The 19174-nt window shown below is 56.4% G+C and carries 14 protein-coding genes; 7 read left to right on the top strand and 7 right to left on the bottom strand.

Going from position 1 to position 19174, the window contains the following annotated elements; genetic code table 11:
• Positions 1-34: 34 nt before the first annotated feature.
• From G6L01_RS27065 to pcaF, 3 genes are read left to right on the top strand one after another with little or no spacing between them, the layout of a single operon-like run.
• On the top strand, positions 35-781 hold the full coding sequence (locus tag G6L01_RS27065; protein ID WP_174096558.1) for an electron transfer flavoprotein subunit beta/FixA family protein: 747 nt from the start codon (positions 35-37) through the stop codon (positions 779-781).
• A gap of 19 nt (positions 782-800) precedes the next feature.
• Positions 801-1730 carry an electron transfer flavoprotein subunit alpha/FixB family protein gene (locus G6L01_RS27060; protein WP_174096557.1) on the top strand — a complete coding sequence of 310 codons (930 nt, stop codon included), beginning with the start codon at positions 801-803 and terminating at the stop codon, positions 1728-1730.
• 29 nt (positions 1731-1759) lie between these two features.
• Positions 1760-2965, top strand: coding sequence for a 3-oxoadipyl-CoA thiolase (gene pcaF / locus G6L01_RS27055; protein WP_174096640.1), 1206 nt, complete (start codon positions 1760-1762; stop codon positions 2963-2965).
• Between the two features lie 30 nt (positions 2966-2995).
• Here the strand turns inward: pcaF and G6L01_RS27050 are convergent, their stop codons facing one another.
• From G6L01_RS27050 to G6L01_RS27020, 7 genes are all read right to left on the bottom strand, one after another.
• Positions 2996-4087 carry a branched-chain amino acid aminotransferase gene (locus tag G6L01_RS27050; protein WP_174096556.1) on the bottom strand — a complete coding sequence of 364 codons (1092 nt, stop codon included), beginning with the start codon at positions 4085-4087 and terminating at the stop codon, positions 2996-2998.
• A gap of 145 nt (positions 4088-4232) precedes the next feature.
• Positions 4233-6317 (bottom strand): 3-hydroxyacyl-CoA dehydrogenase NAD-binding domain-containing protein, encoded by a 2085-nt coding sequence (locus G6L01_RS27045; protein WP_174096555.1) that lies wholly within the window; start codon positions 6315-6317, stop codon positions 4233-4235.
• Entirely contained in the window at positions 6310-7494 is a 1185-nt protein-coding gene (locus G6L01_RS27040; protein WP_174096639.1) for a CaiB/BaiF CoA transferase family protein, read from the bottom strand. Before G6L01_RS27040 ends, G6L01_RS27045 begins: the two co-directional genes overlap by 8 nt.
• 148 nt (positions 7495-7642) lie before the next feature.
• Positions 7643-8833: a pyridoxal-phosphate-dependent aminotransferase family protein gene (locus G6L01_RS27035; RefSeq protein WP_174096554.1), complete on the bottom strand. Its 1191-nt coding sequence runs from the start codon at positions 8831-8833 to the stop codon at positions 7643-7645.
• Positions 8830-10170 (bottom strand): aspartate aminotransferase family protein, encoded by a 1341-nt coding sequence (locus G6L01_RS27030; RefSeq protein WP_202032391.1) that lies wholly within the window; start codon positions 10168-10170, stop codon positions 8830-8832. Before G6L01_RS27030 ends, G6L01_RS27035 begins: the two co-directional genes overlap by 4 nt.
• Entirely contained in the window at positions 10167-11852 is a 1686-nt protein-coding gene (locus tag G6L01_RS27025) for a gamma-glutamyltransferase family protein (protein WP_174096553.1), read from the bottom strand. The genes G6L01_RS27030 and G6L01_RS27025 overlap by 4 nt, the downstream gene beginning before the upstream one ends.
• 187 nt (positions 11853-12039) lie before the next feature.
• A complete protein-coding gene (locus G6L01_RS27020; protein WP_345799436.1) occupies positions 12040-13542 on the bottom strand; it encodes an aminotransferase-like domain-containing protein in 1503 nt (500 codons plus the stop codon).
• Positions 13543-13777: 235 nt separating this feature from the next.
• Between G6L01_RS27020 and G6L01_RS27015 the strand changes: the two genes are divergently transcribed.
• From G6L01_RS27015 to G6L01_RS27000, 4 genes are all read left to right on the top strand, one after another.
• On the top strand, positions 13778-14842 hold the full coding sequence (locus G6L01_RS27015; protein WP_174096551.1) for an extracellular solute-binding protein: 1065 nt from the start codon (positions 13778-13780) through the stop codon (positions 14840-14842).
• Between the two features lie 200 nt (positions 14843-15042).
• The gene (locus G6L01_RS27010) at positions 15043-16116 is read left to right on the top strand and encodes an extracellular solute-binding protein (RefSeq protein ID WP_174096550.1); all 1074 of its coding nucleotides are present in this window, start codon (positions 15043-15045) and stop codon (positions 16114-16116) included.
• A 126-nt stretch (positions 16117-16242) separates the two neighbouring features.
• On the top strand, positions 16243-18006 hold the full coding sequence (locus G6L01_RS27005; protein ID WP_174096549.1) for an ABC transporter permease: 1764 nt from the start codon (positions 16243-16245) through the stop codon (positions 18004-18006).
• A complete protein-coding gene (locus G6L01_RS27000) occupies positions 18003-19154 on the top strand; it encodes an ABC transporter ATP-binding protein (RefSeq protein WP_174096548.1) in 1152 nt (383 codons plus the stop codon). The genes G6L01_RS27005 and G6L01_RS27000 overlap by 4 nt, the downstream gene beginning before the upstream one ends.
• The last annotated feature ends 20 nt before the right edge of the window (positions 19155-19174 follow it).

Genomic DNA, 19174 nt, shown 5'->3' with positions numbered 1-19174 from the left:
TCAGGCGATCGCCAAGTGAGTTACGGAGCAACAAATGAAACTTCTCGTCCCGATCAAGCGCGTGGCGGATTACAACGTCAAGATCCGGGTAAAGCCGGATGGTTCGGGCGTCGAACTCGCCAACGTCAAGATGTCGATGAACCCGTTCGACGAAATCTCCGTCGAGGAGGCTTTGCGGCTGAAGGAAGCCGGCAAGGCGGAAGAAGTGGTGGTCGTATCGATCGGCCCGGTCAAGGCCGAAGAGACCCTGCGTACCGCACTCGCTATGGGCGCCGACCGGGCGATCCTGGTCGAAACCGACGATCTCGTCGAACCGCTCGCCGTCGCCAAGATCCTCAAGGGCGCCGTTGATGCCGAACAGCCCGGCCTGATCATCGTCGGTAAACAGGCGATCGATGACGATTCGAACCAGACCGGCCAGATGCTGGCGGCCCTGCTCGGCTCCGCCCAGGCGACCTTCGCCTCGAAGATCGAGCTCGCAGACGGTTCCGCCAAGGTCACCCGCGAAGTCGATGGCGGCCTGCAGACGATCGAAGTCAAGCTTCCGGCCGTCGTCACCACCGACCTGCGTTTGAACGAGCCACGCTATGCTTCGCTGCCCAACATCATGAAGGCCAAGAAGAAGCCGCTCGACAAGAAGACGCCTTCAGATTTCGGCGTCGACACCGCGCCGCGCCTGAAGGTCCTGAAGACCGAGGAGCCTGGCGGCCGCAAGGCGGGCATCAAGGTAAAGACGGTCGAGGAACTGGTTGGCGCCTTGAAGACCGCCGGCGTTCTGTAAGGAAAGGGAGAACATCAACATGGCCATTCTTCTTCTGGCAGAACACGACAATGCAAGCCTCAACGACCAGACAGCCAAGGCCCTGAGCGCAGCCTCCAAGATCGGTGGCGAGGTGCACGTGCTGGTCGCTGGTTCGGGTGCCAATGCTGCTGCCGATGCCGCTGCGAAACTCTCCGGCGTCTCCAAGGTGCTGCTCGCCGACGACGCAGGCCTTGCCGACAACCTGGCTGAACCGCTGGCAGCACTGATCGTTTCGCTCGCCGGTTCCTATGACGTGATCATCGCGCCGGCGACCGCATCGGCGAAAAACGTCATGCCGCGCGTTGCAGCCCTGCTCGACGTCGCGCAGGTTTCGGAAATCATCGAAGTGGTGTCCGCCGACACGTTCAAGCGCCCGATCTATGCCGGCAACGCCATCCAGACGGTCCAGTCGACAGACGCCAAAAAGGTGATCACGGTGCGCACAGCCTCCTTCCAGGCCGCAGGCGAAGGTGGTTCGGCTGCTGTCGAGACCGTTTCGGCTGCTGCTAACCCGGGTGTCTCCTCCTTCGTTTCCGACGCGCTCTCCTCGTCGGAACGTCCGGACCTGACCTCGGCCAAGATCATCATCTCCGGCGGTCGCGCACTCGGGTCCTCGGAAAAGTTCAAGGAAGTCATCCTGCCGGTTGCCGACAAGCTCGGCGCAGCGGTCGGCGCATCGCGCGCGGCAGTCGATGCGGGTTATGCCCCGAACGACTGGCAGGTCGGCCAGACCGGCAAGGTCGTCGCGCCGCAGCTTTATATCGCGGCCGGCATTTCCGGTGCCATCCAGCATCTGGCCGGCATGAAAGATTCCAAAGTGATCGTCGCCATCAACAAGGACGAGGAAGCCCCGATCTTCCAGGTTGCCGATTACGGTATCGTCGGCGATCTCTTCGAAATCCTGCCGGCATTGAAGAACGCCATCTAAATCAGAGAGTCGTTCAGAGGGAAATGTTTATGCGTGACGCGTTTATTTGTGAGTATATCCGAACCCCAATCGGTCGGTTTGGCGGCGCCCTGTCCTCGGTCCGTCCTGACGATCTGGCGGCGGTTCCGCTAAGGGCTATGATGTTGGCAAACCCGGTCGTAGATTGGGAAGCGGTCGACGACGTCATTTTCGGCTGCGCCAATCAGGCTGGCGAAGACAATCGTAATGTTGCGCGTATGGCGCTGCTGCTTGCCGGCCTGCCCACATCGGTGTCGGCCACGACAATGAATCGTCTCTGCGGCTCCGGCATGGACGCCGTCATCACAGGCGCACGCGCCATCCGCGCCGGTGAAGCTGACATGATCATTGCAGGCGGCGTTGAAAGCATGTCTCGCGCGCCTTTCGTGATGCCAAAAGCAGACTTCGCTTTCTCGCGCAACGCGGAGATCTACGACACGACGATCGGGTGGCGCTTCGTCAACCCACTGATGAAAAGCCAGTACGGTGTAGAGTCCATGCCTGATACGGCCGAGAACGTTGCTGAAGACTACGGCGTGACGCGCGAGGATCAAGATGCGTTCGCGGTCCGGTCTCAGGCAAAAGCCGCAGCCGCTCAAGCGAATGGCCGTCTCAGGCTGGAGATCACTTCCGTGACCATTCCGCAGCGCAAGGGAGATCCGATCGTTGTCGACAAGGACGAACATCCGCGCGTAACCACAACTGAGGCACTTGCGAAACTTGCAACACCCTTCAAAAAGCAAGGCGGCACCGTAACGGCAGGGAATGCGTCGGGCGTGAATGACGGCGCTGCGGCTTTGATCGTAGCCTCAGACGCCGCAGTGAAAAAATACCGCCTGACGCCGATCGCCCGTATACTTGGTGGTGCAACCGCGGGCGTGCCGCCCCGAGTTATGGGCATCGGCCCAGTTCCTGCCTCGCGGAAACTGATGGCGCGGCTCGGTATGAACCAAAGTCAGTTCGACGTGATCGAACTCAACGAGGCCTTCGCCTCTCAAGGGCTTGCCGTTCTGCGGGAGTTGCAAATCGCCGATGACGATTCCCGCGTCAATCGCAATGGCGGCGCTATTGCACTCGGCCACCCCCTCGGCATGTCCGGTGTTCGTATCGTCGGAACAGCCGCTCAAGAGCTTCAATCAACGGGCGGGCGCTACGCTTTGTCCACGATGTGCGTTGGCGTTGGACAGGGTATTGCAATCGCAATAGAGCGGGTGTGACGGCAAGTGGCGGCGGACGGCTGAAATTGATCAGCCGCCGCTCACTTCGTGCCGCCATCCATTTTCGTCTGGGGCGTGACCGCGTTGGATTGCGACAAGCTGATTTCGCAGCTCTTCGGTAACCGGGCCGGTGGAGCCGCTCCCGATGACAAAATCTCCCTCGCCGCGGCATATTCTGCCGATACCAGCAACCGCAGCTGCGGTGCCGCAAGCGAAACACTCGACGATGCGGTTATCACGAACCCCATCGCGAAACTCGTCGAAAGCGATCTTTCGTTCCTCAATTCGACGGCCGGCCTGACGTGCAAGCGTTAGAATAGAGTCGCGTGTTATACCTCGCAATATGGTCCCATCGACGGGGGGAGTGATCAGGCCACCATCGTTGGTCACGAAGAAGACATTCATGCCGCCCAGTTCTTCAATCCATCGCCGTTCTGCGGCGTCGAGAAATATCACCTGATCGCAATCATGTTCGATCGCCTTGGCCTGCGCGGCGAGACTGGCCGCATAGTTTCCACCGCATTTCGCAGCACCCGTACCGCCATATCCTGCGCGGGTGTAAGTGTCCTCGACCCAAACCTTCACTGCCTTGCTCCCACCTTTAAAGTACGGGCCGGCTGGAGATGCGATAATGCAAAAGGTATACGCTCGGGCGGGTCTGACACCCAGGAACACGTCGTCGGCGAACATGAACGGCCGGATGTACAAGCTTCCGTCGCCTGAGGGTACCCAGTTTCGGTCAGCAGTGACGAGAGCCTCGATTGCCCGAACGAACAGCTCTGTCGGCAGTGCCGGCATTGCCATTCTCGTCGCGGACTCGGCAAATCGCTGAGCGTTCTGCTCGGGGCGAAACAGAAAAATTCGGCTATCGGTCGTTTTATAGGCTTTCAGACCCTCAAATATCTCCTGACCGTAGTGCAATATGGCATTAGCCGGATCGATCGAGAATGCTTGACGCTGTTTGATCTCGGCATCGTGCCAACCACGCCCCGCCTGCCAGCGCATGACAAACATATGGTCGGTGAAATGCCGACCAAAGCCAGGTTCCTTCAAGATTTCAATCCGCTCCCTTTCGGCCAGAGGAGCCGGATGGGGTGTCGAGACGAACTCTGTCGCGATCATAATTTTGCGTTCCCTTTATCAAAAAAGTTCGCGACGCACCCTCATGCGCCGCGTCTATTTCACTGGATACCTGCCTCATGGCGCACGCGGACGTCCCGCGAACGTCTCGTGCTGTGCGAGTTTGAGTAAACTCTCGAGATCGCTTCTATAATTCCCGCAAGGTTTTCGAGGGCTCGAAAACGGCGCGACCGGTGGCGTCGAACCAGTATTTGAGCCGCTGAGCGACTACAGACATTCCTTTCGCCTCAGCCCAATACATCGGGCCGCCGAGGGTTTTGGGGAAGCCATACCCGTTCACCCAAATCAGATCGATGTCCGACTTCCGGCTGGCAACATTTTCTTCAAGGATTTTGGTGCCTTCATTGATCAGAGGCAGCAGTGTGCGCTCCACGATCTCTTCTGCACCGATCTTCCGCCGGGCAATCCCTTGCTTTCGAGCTTCGGTTTCAATCAACTCGGCGACAGCAGGATCGGCCTTCGGACTACGCGATGACGGCTCATACGCGTACCAACCTTTTCCAGCCTTCTGCCCAAAGCGCCCCATCTCGCAAAGAGCATCCGCAATCGGCGCCTTCAAGCCCCTGGACCTTCGGTTTAGCCAACCGATATCGAGGCCGGAAAGATCGTACATCTGGAACGGCCCCATCGGCCAACCAAAATCCGTGAACGCCCGATCGACTTCCGCCGGACTGCTCCCCTCGAGCAAAAGATACTCAAGTTCCGCCGATCTGGCGGAGAGCATGCGGTTGCCGACAAAACCGTGGCATACACCGACAACAACAGGGACTTTACCGATCTTTTGGCCGACCTTGACCGCCGTTCTGATCACATCAGGGGACGTTTGCTTTCCTCGCACAATTTCAAGGAGCGGCATGACGTTCGCTGGAGAGAAGAAATGCAGGCCGACGACATCCACCGGCCTGCCGGAGCTCGAGGCCAGAGCGTCAACATCCAGATAGGAAGTATTGGTCGCAATGATTGCTGATGGTTTGGCAACTGCGGCTAAGCTTTCGAAGACCTTCTTCTTGACCGCGAGGTCCTCGACGACTGCTTCGATTATCAAATCGCAATGACCGAGCGCTGCGTAGTCTGTCACGCCCGCGATAAGGGCTATCCGCTGTTGCCGTGCATCCTCCGAAAGGGAGCCGCGGGAAACAGAGACTGCATAATTGTTGTGTATGGTCTTCAGTCCGCGCTCGAGCGCTTCGCTATTCAGTTCAAGGATTGTCACCGCATAGCCAGCATTTGCAAAAGCCATCGCGATCCCACCACCCATTGTTCCGCCGCCAACGATCCCGATATGCCGAACGTCTCGCGGGGCCGTATCTTTTGGCACACCTGGTATTTTGGTGGCGTCCCTCTGGGCGAAAAAAAGGTGGCGCAGCGCCTTCGATTCAGGGCTCGTTACAAGCGATGTGAATATCTCGCGTTCGATCTTCAAGGCCTCATCAAACGGCAAGGTGAAAGCTCTACGAACAGCCTCAACACACGCCGCTTGTGCTCGCCCACCCTTGCTCTTCGCCAAGAGCCGATCGCTTATCGCTTGAAACTGTGCTGGATCGCGAAGTGTCGCATTGACTTTCGCATCTTTCGATCGAGTGGGAAGGAGCGGAGCGCCCGACGAGATCACGTCCTGCAGGAAGATCTCGGACGCTTGGGACAAGTCACCGGTAACGATCTTGTCCACCAGACCAAATTCCAACGCCTCCGCAGCAGAGATGCCTTTCCCGGTCACGATCATCTCAACGGCCTTTTCAGGCCCGACAAGTCGAGGTAGTCTGACAGTTCCACCGCTGCCGGGGATAAAGCCGAGCTTTACTTCCGTCAATCCGACTGACGCATCGGATGTCATGATACGAAAATGACAAGGGAGCGTAAGTTCAAGCCCGCCTCCGAAAGCGGTTCCATGGATTGCTGCCACAACGGGTTTGCTCATGGATTCGAGAAACGCGCAAATATCTGGAAGCTGCGGGTATTCGAGCTGCCGCGCCGTACCCAGTTCGCCGATGTCGGCACCAGCAACGAACGTCCGGCCTGCGCAGACGATCGCTACGGCCTTGATTTCCTCAGCGCTCTCGAAGCCTCTCAGGGCGGCAAATAGCGCGTAACGGAGGTCGGCCCCGAGCGCATTCACTGGAGGGTTGTCGATAGTAATAATGCCAATCTTGCCCTTAACCAACGTGCCGACCAGCGTGCGAGCGAGATGAGAATTGCGTTCTGGGTTAGTCATTCTTACCTCCGGCTGCTGAGCCATTAGCGTGTAGGTATCGTGCTGCGATCTCCTCAGCATGCTCACCGAGGCTCGGTGGCCGCGTTACGGGAAGACGTTCTCCGTCGAACCGCCAAGGCGGTCGGAATACCGGAACAGATCCTGCTGTTGGGTGTTCTTTCTCTTCGATCAAGCCCGCCGTACGGCAACGCTCCGACGTTAGAGCGCTGTGCAAACCGAGAACCTCGCCGCACGGAATGCCAACTTTCTTCAGTTCTTCGAGTATCGCCACTCGCGGCATTGCCTTGAGGCTCTGGCGCAAGATATCTAACAATTCCGTTCTATGCTGCTGTCTGAGCATATTGGTTGCATATCGCGGGTCCTTGCCAACACTTGGGATTTGAAGGACTTCGCAGAGCTTCTCGAATTGTCCCGTGTTTCCGACCGTAATGACCAGGGGACCGTCGGCCGCTTCAAACACGCCGTACGGTACGATTGATGGATGCGCATTGCCAAACTTGACCGGGTCCTCATCGCGCAAAACTGCTTCCAGGCCGTAATATGAACTCAACATTACGCCGCAATCGTATAGGGCGAGGTCTATCCGACGGCCCTTTCCTGTCCTGCCGCGCTCGACAAGTGCCGCTAAAATTCCTTGAGCGGCATACATTCCCGTCAAAACATCGACTGCGGCAATTCCAAACTTAAGCGGTTTACTGTCAGGCTCGCCATTGATTGACATAAGTCCGGCCTCACCTTGCACGACAAGGTCGTAGCCAGGTCGAGCGGCCTCCGGACCGTTCCGATCGTAGCCAGATACCGCGCAATAGATAAGCTTCGGATTGCGCTTGGATAGCACCTCGTATCCGAGCCCGAACCTCTCCATATCACCTGTCTTAAAATTTTCGATCACGACATCGGCACGATCGCAAAGCGATTTCACTGCTTCTCGGCCTGCGTCCGTCGAGAGGTCGAGCGGGAACGATTTCTTGTTGCGATTGAAACTGTTAAAGTATGACGTCTCCCCGGGGGCGATCTTAACGCCCCAGTCACGCGTATCGTCGCCGCGTACCGGATGTTCCACCTTGATGACGTCCGCTCCAAGGTCTCCCAACGACATGGCACTCAGCGGCCCAGCTAGGACGCGCGACAGGTCAAGGACCAGGATCCCGGACAATGGCAAACTGTTCAATGGAATACTCCTCCTTCGACCATAATGACTGCTCTCGCCTCCCTTGAGTGCGACGCTCGATGGATAGCGCTCCCGCGTCACTCCTCATGACGCGGGTTAGGTGGCTTGCAAGGATTTCATCGCACGTTGATGGTGCGCTCTCAGTGGCTTCGCGCTATTTCCAGCAACGAGCGGATGCAGCGGTTTCACGAAACGCGGCCAGCGCACCGTAAACGTTCACCGGTTGCATTTGCGCGGCACTCATCAGACCTGCCCTGAACGATTTGCCGGCGAACTCGCCGACATTCCCAATCACGAAAATTCCAAAATCATCCAACAAGACGCGTCTGAATTTTTCGTCGTCGATGTGTTCCGGATATCTGACGGCAATAACCGTGTCCGAATAGAGGCGGCGATTGTTTGCCGCTGGTCCATCATCAAGGAGAAGCCGGAAGCCGATGTCCCGGATCTCGCTTATGAACCCGTCGGCGACCCGCTCGTGGAGTTCCCACCATGCCTCGATACCGAAGACATCGATCTCCTGCAGCGCGGCACGCAGCGCCAGAACAAGCGTAGATGGTTGCGTGAACGGCGGCACTGAAGCGCGCTCGACAGTATTGCGCCACCAGCTGCGAAACTCGAAATAAGTGCCAACGGGCTCTATAGTGGCAAGTTTTGCCCATGCCTTCTCGGAAACAGATACGACCGCCAGGCCAGGCACCGCCGAAAGGCACTTATGAGAGCCTGTCGTTTGAATATCGATGTCCCAAGCATCGGTTTCCACGCGCATCGCGCCAACCGAGCACGCCGTGTCAACGAAATATAGGGTATCCGTTGCGGAGAGGAGTTTGCCAACTTCCTCTACCGGATTTACGATGCCTGAGTTCGTTTCGACGTGGACCAGGGTGACGAGGTCGAACTTGCTCGCCCTGACCGCTTCTGAAACCCTTTGCACGTCCACCGGCTCGAGCAATTCATGGTTCAGCCGAGTGACCTCAGCGCCGTATCGTTCGGACCATTGGGCGATGAGTTCCCCCCAGAATCCGTTGACGATGCACAGGACCTTGGTTCCCGGCCGTATAAAGTTTGCAAGGGCCAGATCGATCCCTGTACGGATCGAGCCATGCATCATGAGGACCCTAGACTGAGTGCGCAAAACACGTCCAAGCAGAGCCAACGTCTCGTCGTGTGCCGCCCAGAATTTTTCCGTGTGAGGTGTCAGCAGGTCTGCCAATTGAGCACTCAAGACGTGGCGCGAGACCTCCACGGGTCCCGTCGACATGTTCAGAACCGTCGTAGGCTTCATGACCCACGGCTTCTCACCCTGGTCCAGCTTGAGAACGTTCGAAGCTTTGCCTTGCGTCATCGGCCGGCCACTTCTTTGTAGGCCCGACCGAGAGCATCGGCGAGTTCGTCAACATGATCCTTGGTATGGGCGGTCGACAGATACGCTTTCGAGAAGTTCTTATAGATCCCGCCTTCATACACCTTGCGGTGCATCGCGTCCGAGAGCGCAATGTTGGAGCGGCGAACGACCGAGTGGTTATGGACCGGTTCATCCGTGAAATAGAAGTGGAAGATAGGACCTTCACCCGTGATCTGGGCAGTGACGCCAAGATCCTTGAAGAGCTTTTCCATCTTCTCGCGAGCGTAGGTGCCGAGTTGAGAGATCTGCTCGATCCCGCCCTCCCCAACCATGATGTCCAGCGTGGTATGGGCGCATTCGATGCCAATGGGATGTCCATTGTGCGTGCCGCAATGGAAGCTGTAGGTCTCTGGTGCGCTGTTTGGATCGAGATGCTCCATCAGAGAACGCTTTCCGACGATCGCCGCCAGAGGCATCCCCCCTCCGAGCGCCTTTCCAAGGGCCGTCAAATCGGGCGTCACGCCGTATTTTTCCTGTGCACCGCCTGGGGCCAATCGAAAGCCACTGACGACTTCGTCAAAGATCAGAACGGTGCCCCATCTGTCGCACTCATCGCGCAAGGTTTCCAAAAAACCTGGCAGCGGGGTCAGCGTGCGTTGCATCGGTTCGCAGATGACGGCGGCAAACTCGTTGGGGTGCTCCGCCATCATTGCCTTAAAGGACGCCGCGTCGTTGTAAGGAAGAACGATTATGTCGTCCGCAACGCCCGACTGAATCCCTTCGCTGATGGGATAGCCTTTTGGTATCTGGGTCGGCGAGAGCTCCATCGACCAAACTGCGAGATCGTGATGTCCATGCCAGGCGCCATCGAATTTGATAAATTTCCGCCGGCCGGTCACTGCCCGAGCGAGGCGGAGGGAATGGAATGTTGCTTCGGATCCGCTCGATGCATAGCGCACCATCTCAGCCGAGGGAACGGTCTTTACGATACGCTCGGCTAAAGCCAACGCCCTGTCGGCAAGGCCAAAAAATTGCGTACCGCGGGCTGCCTGTTTGGAAATCGTTTCTACGATCCGGGGATGAGCATGCCCAAGCACCAATGGACCCGCACCGAGCATGAAGTCGAGGTAGCGTCTTCCGTCAATGTCATAGACGTAAGCGCCCTCACCGTAGTCGGCAAGGAATTCGATCCCCGCAGGGGGCAAGAGCGAATTCGTCGAGCCGCCTGGAATCAGTTCTTTCGAAAGCTGGATGCGCTGCTTCTGTTGGTCGCTCGTGGGAAGAAAATTATTCATCTGTATCACCGCTTCGGATTGAATGGAGTTGCCATGGATCAAGCGTCATAACCGACCGCGACAGTCGCCTGGAACGGATTTACTCCGCCGCGAACCGTACCATCGCCGTCGCGCATCAGTACGCTGGGGTTCCCGAACTCGAAGGTGGACAGTTCTTCCGAACGGATCTCCACCTCATGTCCGTAATCGCGGAGCTTGGCGATCACATCCGCCCCGTAACGGCCATCGAGAATAACCTTCGGCCCCACGAAATCGATGCGGGGGAAAGAAACCGCTGTCTGAGGAGACATGCCGTGGTCTATGATGTAGCTCGCGATCTGCAACGCCGATGTCATGATCTTGATGCCGCCGGACGAACCGATCGTCATGATCGACTTGTTGTCAGGGTAGGTGATGTGCAGCGGGCTGATGAATGTTCCCGGCCGCATCCCCGGCGCAATCGAGTTGGCGTAGCCGGACACCGGAGCAAACGAAATCATCCCGTTATTGAGAAGGACGCCGGTCTCGGTCATTACGAACGATCCGTAGTTTCCGATGACCGTCTCGGTCAGACTCGCCATGCCGCCTTCGGCGTCGATTGCAGCGATATGAACCGTCCTGCTTTCGCCCGCGCTGGCAGACGATTTTGCGCTGTCGAAAACGGACGGAATGTCGGTTCGACGGGCCGTGTTGATTTGGCCTGCCAGTGCCGCTGCATATTCGGACGTCAGCAGGTAGGACCAATCACCATCCTCCTCACGGAAATCCGGATTGACCTTCATGCGGTCTGCCAGGCAATGGCGGAAAATTTCGATGTAGAGGTGAAGTCGCTCGGCGGAGTCCGGCTTCATTTTTGAGACGTCGAAGTGCTTCAGCACGTTCAGCATCTGAGCATAGATGATGAAGCCGCTCCGCTCACCTTTTACCTTGAACCCACGATATTCAACTTCAACAAGCGGCGTGATCTTTGCCTGGTAAGTCTCGAGGTCTTCCATAGTGAAGATGCCGCCGGCGGCATTCACCGCGTCGACCACGCTTTTGGCAACTTTGCCTTTGTAGAAAGCATCAGCACCCTCAGCCGAGATTGCGGCAAGGGTCGAAGCGAGTTCAGGCTGCTTGTGAATGTCCGCAGCACCGATCATGTTTGGTCGATACGGGTAGATGCCCTCTCTCAGCAAGATACGGGCGGTAGTTGGATAATTCTTGAGAATGTCCAGGTGAATGCCAGCCATCAGGCTACCGTACCAATCCATAGCAAACCCGTCGGTCGCCAGCTTGATCGCAGGCTTCATCACCTCAGCCAAGGGCATCCGCCCAAACTTGGCTGAAGCCGTCGTTAGACCGGAAACAGAACCGGGTATCGCTGCCGCCAAACCGCCAAATTCGTTTGCCGCGTCTTTGACGCCGCTCCACCCGAAAAGCCCGCGCTCTGGTTTACCAACCATCGGATACATGTCGGCCGAAGCGCGCTGGGGCGCTTGCCACATATAGTTGATGCCGTGCGCTTCTCCGTCTGCCGTGCGGACCGTAAAGAGCCCCCCGCCTCCGATTGTGCTTGCCGCAGGCTGAACGACACTTTCAGCGAATGAAGCTGCGATTGCGGCATCGACAGCATTCCCACCTGCACGAAGAATTTGCATACCGGCTTCAGCCGACAGCGGGTGCCGCGACGATACCATCCCGCCCGAAGCTTGTGCTTCTGATTTATCGTGGATCCAATTGCTGCGCGTATTATCGAGGGGCATTGACCGTTCCCTTTTTCCATGGCCGTTTGTATTGGATTGTTACGCCATGTATTGCCATGTTGCAAGTCAACAAGACAAGTTTGTGCTGGGAACGAAAAGTTTTTAGCGCTGAGATCGAGCGGGCCCGGAGATCATAGTTGCCGCGGCCTGATTTCAGGTCGGTCAAGCCGCAGCAGGAGCTGGTCGTTTACACGAGCACCGGGAAACGTAGAGAGGTACGCCCTTGCAATTCCCGGGCCGCATCCCCCATTGCAGCTACAGCTGTCACCATCGTCTGCTGGTCCGAATGGCCAAAGCTCAGCCTAATGGTATTTGTCTCTCCACTGTCCGGGTAGAAGTGCCGGCCCACGAGCACACTCACGTTCCGCTGGAGGCATGCATAGAAGAAGTCGATAGAGTCGACTTCCACCGGTAAATTCAGCCAGATGTTCAACCCGCCATCAGGCTTCATGAAACTTGCGCCGGCGGGCATGACGGCGGCCAGCTCGTCGCAGATCTTGTCGAGCAAATTTCTGTAGGTGTCACACGTATTCGACAGACTGGCTTTGTAGGCTCCCGACTCGAGATAGAGCTGGAATGCGTTTTGCAGCAGCGGCGATGTGTGCAGATCGGCAACCGATTTCTGTTTGACGATATCGCCAAGCCGGCTTCGCGGCGGTGCAACCATGCCCAAGCGCAGGCCCGGAATGTATGCCTTACCCATGCTTGAGAAGTAATAAATCTCGTCGAGCGGCTCAGAGAGAGCCTTTATTGATGGTAGACTGCTGCCGACGTAACGAAGCTCCGAGCAGCAATCATCCTCAAGGATGGCAACACCATAGCGCCGACTGATCTCCAGGATGGCGCGGCGCTTCTCCAGAGACGTGGTGATGCCGGTAGGGTTATGGAATGTCGGGATGAGAAACAAAAGCTTGGGCTTCGAGGTGCTTACGACATGCTCAAGCTCCTCAATATCCATTCCGTCCTTTTCCATTCGGACGCCAAGAACTTTCACTCCGAGCGTGCGAAAAAGATCTAGGGCGCCGAAATAGGTCGGACGCTCAACAATCACCGTATCGCCGGCCTTCAAGACCGATTGCGCGACGAGGCTTAGCGCCTGCTGCCCTCCGCTTGAAACCAGGATAGACTCTGGATCCAGGAGAAGATTTCGCTGTGTTTTCATCAACGTGGAAAACGCTACCTTCAGTCCATAAAGTCCGTCAGGTTGGATATACGAATACGCATGCTCTGGATGACTGGAAATCACCTGCATCAGGTTGGCTTCAAATGATGCCACGTCCACGGTGGATGCGTCTGGGTAGGCGCGGGTAAAAGGAATGACCCCTGGCCGCCCACTGAATTGCAGCATTCGGGCAAATGTATCGTCATCACGAACCGAGTAGGATTCGCGTCCTGCTTTGACAGGAAGAGCCTCTTCCGGCGGCTTGGCCTGGCCTGTGACAAATGTCCCAAGCGCCCCTCGCCCAGCGATCACCCCCTGCTCGGTCATCTCCTTGTATGCTCGAGCGACCGTCATCAGATTGACGTCCAGGGAACTCGCCAGTTTTCGCACTGGCGGCAGTCGCGTTCCGACTGCGATCTGTCCATTCGATATGGCTGTGAGAAGGGTGTCCCTGACCTGCGCATACATCGGCACTTCACTGGCCTTATCGAGCCGGACCGACCCTAAAATACCGTTTATATCCATCATTCCACCTGAGGTTTAATTGTCACTCATGTCATAGGAAGCCGAACACGTCAAACAACGACGTATACAACGCATAGCTACGCAACGCACCGTAATCTCCTTTAGTGGCGCCCCCAAGATCGCAAGGATCGTTTGACAAACCTAGATCATTGAGACAACCTAATACAAATAAGACAAGAGGTCGAGATCAATCGTCCCGAAACACTTCCAACACGCAGCGGGAACAGCGGAGAGCTAGATGAATCACAGACAGCATTTGCAAGGCGTTGCCCTCACATTGGGCGGGCTACTTTCACTTACCTTTGTGACGGCGGCTGTCGCACAGGGTCGATCGCTGGAGGGGCAAGAGATCGTTCTTTACACCTCCGGCGGCACCCAGCTCGAGACGACTAAGGAGCTCGTGATCAAGCCATTTGAGAAGGAAACTGGCGCGACGGTCGTGATAGACGATTCCTGTTGCTCCAGGCTACAGGCGGCACTGGAAGCCGGACAGTTCGTCGGCGATCTTATAATCGGCCTGGATCGAAGCAGCCTCATGGCTCGCGACGCCCGGGGGTGGGTTTTGCATGATCCGAGAGTTGAAGCCATTTCTACCCGTCACAACGTTCCCAAGGAGCTTCGATCTGACGGCGTCCTGGTGCTTAATCTCTATTCATTCATCATTGCGGCCAAGGACCCATCGATCCCGCTTCCGAAAAGCTGGAAAGAATTTTGGGACGTCGAGAAATTCCCTGGGACCAGGGGCATGATCCGGTCGTCGCCACACGTTCAAATGGAAGCTGCTTTGTTGGCCGATGGCGTGGAGCCTAGCGCGTTGTATCCATTGGATTCCGATAGGGCATTTCGCAAGCTTGACAAGCTCAAGGCGTCGACCAGGATCCTTATGAATGCCTCGGGTGCCGATCAAATCAACAATCTTGGAACTGGAGAGACGACATATTCGGTCACGTACAGTAACCGTGCGTTTCTCGCAAAGCGTGACGGCATACCGATCAATTTCAGCTACGCCGATGGATTCATCGTGGGCAACTCGGCCGCCCTTCTCAAGGGAGCAAAAAACGTCGAGGGCGCGATCGCGCTGCTGGACTATCATATGCGCCCCGAAGTGTTGGCCCGGTTTGCCGAGCGAACAGGAATGGCACCGCCGTACAAGGCGTCAGTCGACATGATCGCTCCAGAATACAAATCGATGTTGCCGACATCGGCTGAAAACCTGCCGCTCCAGCATCCGTTCAACGACGACTACTGTCAAAAGAACTTGCGCGATCTCAGCGACCGCTGGGTAAAATGGCTAGCGCAATAGCGCTGGAGTGAAACAACGATAAATCCAGAGGCGAGGTCGCCGAAAAACACCATGCTAGCCAGAAACGGCTTGACATGATACAAGCCTACAACATAGCATAACAACTAATACAAGATTGCTCTATTCCGGCTGCGACAAGGCACGATTCCTTTCCTAGCCGGCAATGCAACAAAACATGAGTGGAACAAATGGAGAGACCTATGAAAACCCAGTTTGGAAAACTGCGAGCAAAACTGAATCTTCTTCTTGGGAGTGTAGCCTTGGTGGGCTCCGTGCTTTTAGCCAACGGAGTGGCGGCTCAAACAAAACCCCTCGAAGGGCAAGAAGTCGTCCTTTACACGTTCGGCGGCACTCAGCTGGAAACGACGAAGGAATTGGTCATCGCGCCATTCGAAAAGGAAACGGGCGCGAAGGTTATCATCGACGACACGTGCTGCCAAAGACTGCAAGCGGCTATGGAGGGTGGCCAATTCATTGGTGACCTGGTGATCGGTCTCGACCGCGGTGGATTGATGTCCCGTGATAGCCGAGGCTGGCTGGTTCACGACGAGCGCCTGGCAAAAATCGCCAAGGACCATGGAGCTCCTGATCCGTCATCAGCAATGCTGATACTTCACAACTATTCTTACGTAATCGCCGCCAAGGACGCATCGGTTCCTCTTCCAAAGAACTGGGCGGAGTTCTTCGACGTCGCGAAATTTCCGGGGACGCGTGGGCTTAACCGCATTTCGCCAACGGTTCAGCTCGAGGCGGCACTCCTCGCTGACGGGGTGCCCGCCGACAAATTATATCCACTTGATATTACCAGAGCGCTCAAGAAGCTGACGGACTTGAAGTCCGCGACGCGAATCCTCGTGAACGCGTCTGGCGCCGATCAGATCAACAACCTTGGTACCGGCGAGACCACTTATCAGGTCGGCTACAGCAATCGTATCTTCCTGGCCAAGAAAGACGGCATCAATATTAACTTCTCGTATGACGACGGGTTCCTTGTGGGGAATGGAGGTGCTCTTCTCAAGGGCGCGAAGAACGTCGACGCCGCCGTCGCACTACTTGAGTATCACTATCGCCCAGACGTGCTAGCCCGCTTTGCTGAGCGGACAGGAATGGCTCCAGCCTATGCTGCGGCTGCCGAGAAAATTTCTCCGGAGTTCCGCTCCATGATGCCGACGTCTCCGGATAACTTGAAGAAGCAACACATTCTGAATGATGCATACTGGCATCAGAATCTTGCTGAAATCAATAAGAAGTGGGTCGACTGGCTCGCTCAGTAATTGAGGTTGACTGGTTGTTAGACGTCGGCCGTGCCGGCCGACGTCATCTGAAATCCCTTCCCGAACCGCTTAGCGGTGGTACCTTTGCCCACTGCAGCGGTTGGACGAGATAATACGGCGGCTCTCATGAAGATTAGCACCCCAAACCTTATGTCAGTCGCAGTCGTGACGACGTGGATCATCAGCGCAATATTCCTACTCACAACCTTTATTGCACCACTTGCGTTGGTGGTGGTCAAAAGCCTCGGTGAGCCCTTTTACCAGCATTTCGAAGAGGTCCTGAGTTCTTCGGCAATTACCACAATCATATTCCGGACCCTGCGACTGGCAGCCGTTGTCACGGTAACCTGCGCAATATTGGGCTACCCTGCTGCCTATGCGATCACCAGGCTAAATAAGTCCTGGCGCGCGGTCGTGATGACGCTGATTATCCTGCCATTCCTCACGTCCTATCTGGTCAGAACCTATGGCTGGATTGCGATTTTGGGGAACAACGGGATCCTGGCCACTACCGCCCGCGCACTGGGCTATCAAGGCGCAAGCCTCAATGGTACGCAGCCTGGCCTGGTGATCGCAATGACCCACATGCTACTGCCGCTGATGATCATCCCGCTGTTCACCGCGATGCAGGCGATCGACAGTCGCCAGACCCTTGCGAGCGGATCTCTTGGATGCCGCCCCGCCGAGACCTTCGTGCGCATCTATTATCCTCAGACGGTTTCGGGACTTCTGTCCGGGATGCTTCTCGTTTTCATCGTCTCTCTTGGCTTCTTCATCACGCCGGCATTGATCGGTGGCACAAGCGAGACGACAGTTGCGATGATTATCTACTCGTTCATCAATGAGCTTTTCGATTGGGGAAGATCCGGGAGCCTCGCTATAACGTTGCTCGGCACAGTGATGGTTTTATTGCTGGTTGCGGCGAAGTTTGTCGATCTTGCCCAAATGTTCGGAATCAAACATCAGCTGAAAACCGATCGCCCCCGCGTTTCGCCATCGCGTCAAAAGACGGGTCGGCTAACGACGGCAGCTGCGCGCCTCGCGGCTGGTTTACCACTGCAACACAAAGGTCTGGCGATCTCCTATGGTTTTCTGGTCGTCAATCTTTTGTTGCTTGTACTGCCGCTTTTGTACGTCATCGCCGTCTCATTTCAGCCGCTTCGGTTGCTCGCCCTGCCAACAAACGGCTTCTCGTTGACGTGGTACTATACGGCTTTCAACAAGCAGGAATGGTTCATCGCCGGCAGAAACAGCTTGATCATTGCCTTCCTCGCAACACTACTGTCTGTGGCAGTAGGTTTCTTTCTGGCGACGCGCATCCGCAAGGCAGGTAAGGTAACCAGGCTTGTTATCACCGGCGTCGCAATTGGCCCTCTTACCGTTCCGCATATTGTTCTTGCTCTGGGAATATATGGCGTGTTCCTGCAGATGGGGTGGACCGGGAGCATCTGGGCGTTGAGTGTCGCGCATGCCGTCGTCGCCCTGCCCTATGCCTTTATCAACCTTTCGAATGGGCTCGCAGGCTACGATGAACGTTTGGACACTGCGGCGGCAAGCCTTGGTGCGAGGCCCCTGACCTCCCTTCGCAAAGTCAAATTTCCGTTGTTGAAAACGTCGATCTTTTCGGCTGCCGCATTCGGCTTTCTCGTTTCCTTCGACGAGCTTATCATCACACTCTTCATCGCCGGGCCTGCGTTGCCGACACTGCCCGTTCGCATGTGGGCCGCAACATCCCAAAACATTAGTCCCGAGCTAGCGGTGGTCGGTACGGTTCTGATCCTGGCGGTTGTTGTCGTATTCGCCGCGACGCGATTGTTTGAGCGAAACCGACCCGTCGTCATCGCCGATGACATGCATCATCTCGCTGCGGACGCAGGAGCCTCCAAATGACATATCAAGCGCAGATCGAAAGACCAATGACGAGCGAAACCAACGAAACCCGTCTTCCGGGCTCTCAGTCCCAAAGCGGTAGCCTGAAGATTTCTGGCCTTAAGAAAAGCTACGGGTCACTTCAGGCTCTTAAGGGTGTCTCCCTCGAAATCAAGCCTGGCGAGTTCATCGCGCTTCTCGGCCCTTCTGGATGTGGCAAAACCACGCTCCTGGGAGCGATCGCAGGTTTTGTGAGCATTGACGAGGGAGAGGTCGAGATCGACGGCAAGGTACTGCCTAAAGATTTACCGCCCTACGACCGAAATCTGGGTGTCGTCTTCCAGCACTACGCTTTGTTTCCACACCTCACGGTCAAACGAAACATTGCGTTTCCCTTGGAAATCAGACGTTGTCCGAGCGCTGAGATCGAGGCAAAGGTAGAACGGGCGCTCGCAATGGTCGATCTGTCGGCACATCGCGACCGGCTCCCTCGCGAACTGTCGGGCGGGCAGCAGCAACGTGTCGCTCTGGCACGCTCTCTTGTCTATTCGCCACCAATCCTCCTACTTGACGAACCGCTCGGAGCGCTTGACCGGCGCCTGAGGGATGCGATGCAGACCGAGTTGAAGGATCTACATCAGCGCCTTGGTACGACTTTCGTTTATGTAACTCACGACCAGGACGAGGCTCTGGCGATGGCTGACAGGGTCGTTGTCATGAGGGACGGCATCATCGAACAGCAAGGCACGCCTCTCGAGTTGTACGAGAAGCCAGTGAACACGTTCGTTGCCAAATTCGTGGGCGAATGCAACGTCTTATCAGGTGAGTGGAAACAACTGGACGGGCGTCGAGCGCTCATCGAGCCTGTCACGGGATTGCCGCTTCATTTTGCTGCTAATGATCTGATCCATCGCGGATCCGCAAAGGTTGCGGTTCGTCCCGAGTGGCTTCATGTCGCGGTCGATAAAGATTCGGCGCCAAATCGGTCGATCAATTGCCGCGTCACCCAAACAAGGTTTCATGGCAGCAACACTTTATTGAACCTCCAATCGCCCGTAGGTGAACTTATGGTTCAGATTCCACATCGGTTGCGAACAAAGATCGACTTCACCTCTGGAGAGCTTCCAGTCTACTGGGATCCTGCCGAGACAGTTTTGCTCGGTAGCTGACCGACAACAGAGCCTTGTGA

The sequence above is a fragment of the Agrobacterium vitis genome (genome assembly GCF_013337045.2).
GTDB classification, from domain to species: Bacteria; Pseudomonadota; Alphaproteobacteria; order Rhizobiales; family Rhizobiaceae; genus Allorhizobium; species Allorhizobium vitis_B.
Note: the sequence above shows the minus strand (reverse complement) of the source record. Positions and strands in the feature narration are given on the sequence as shown.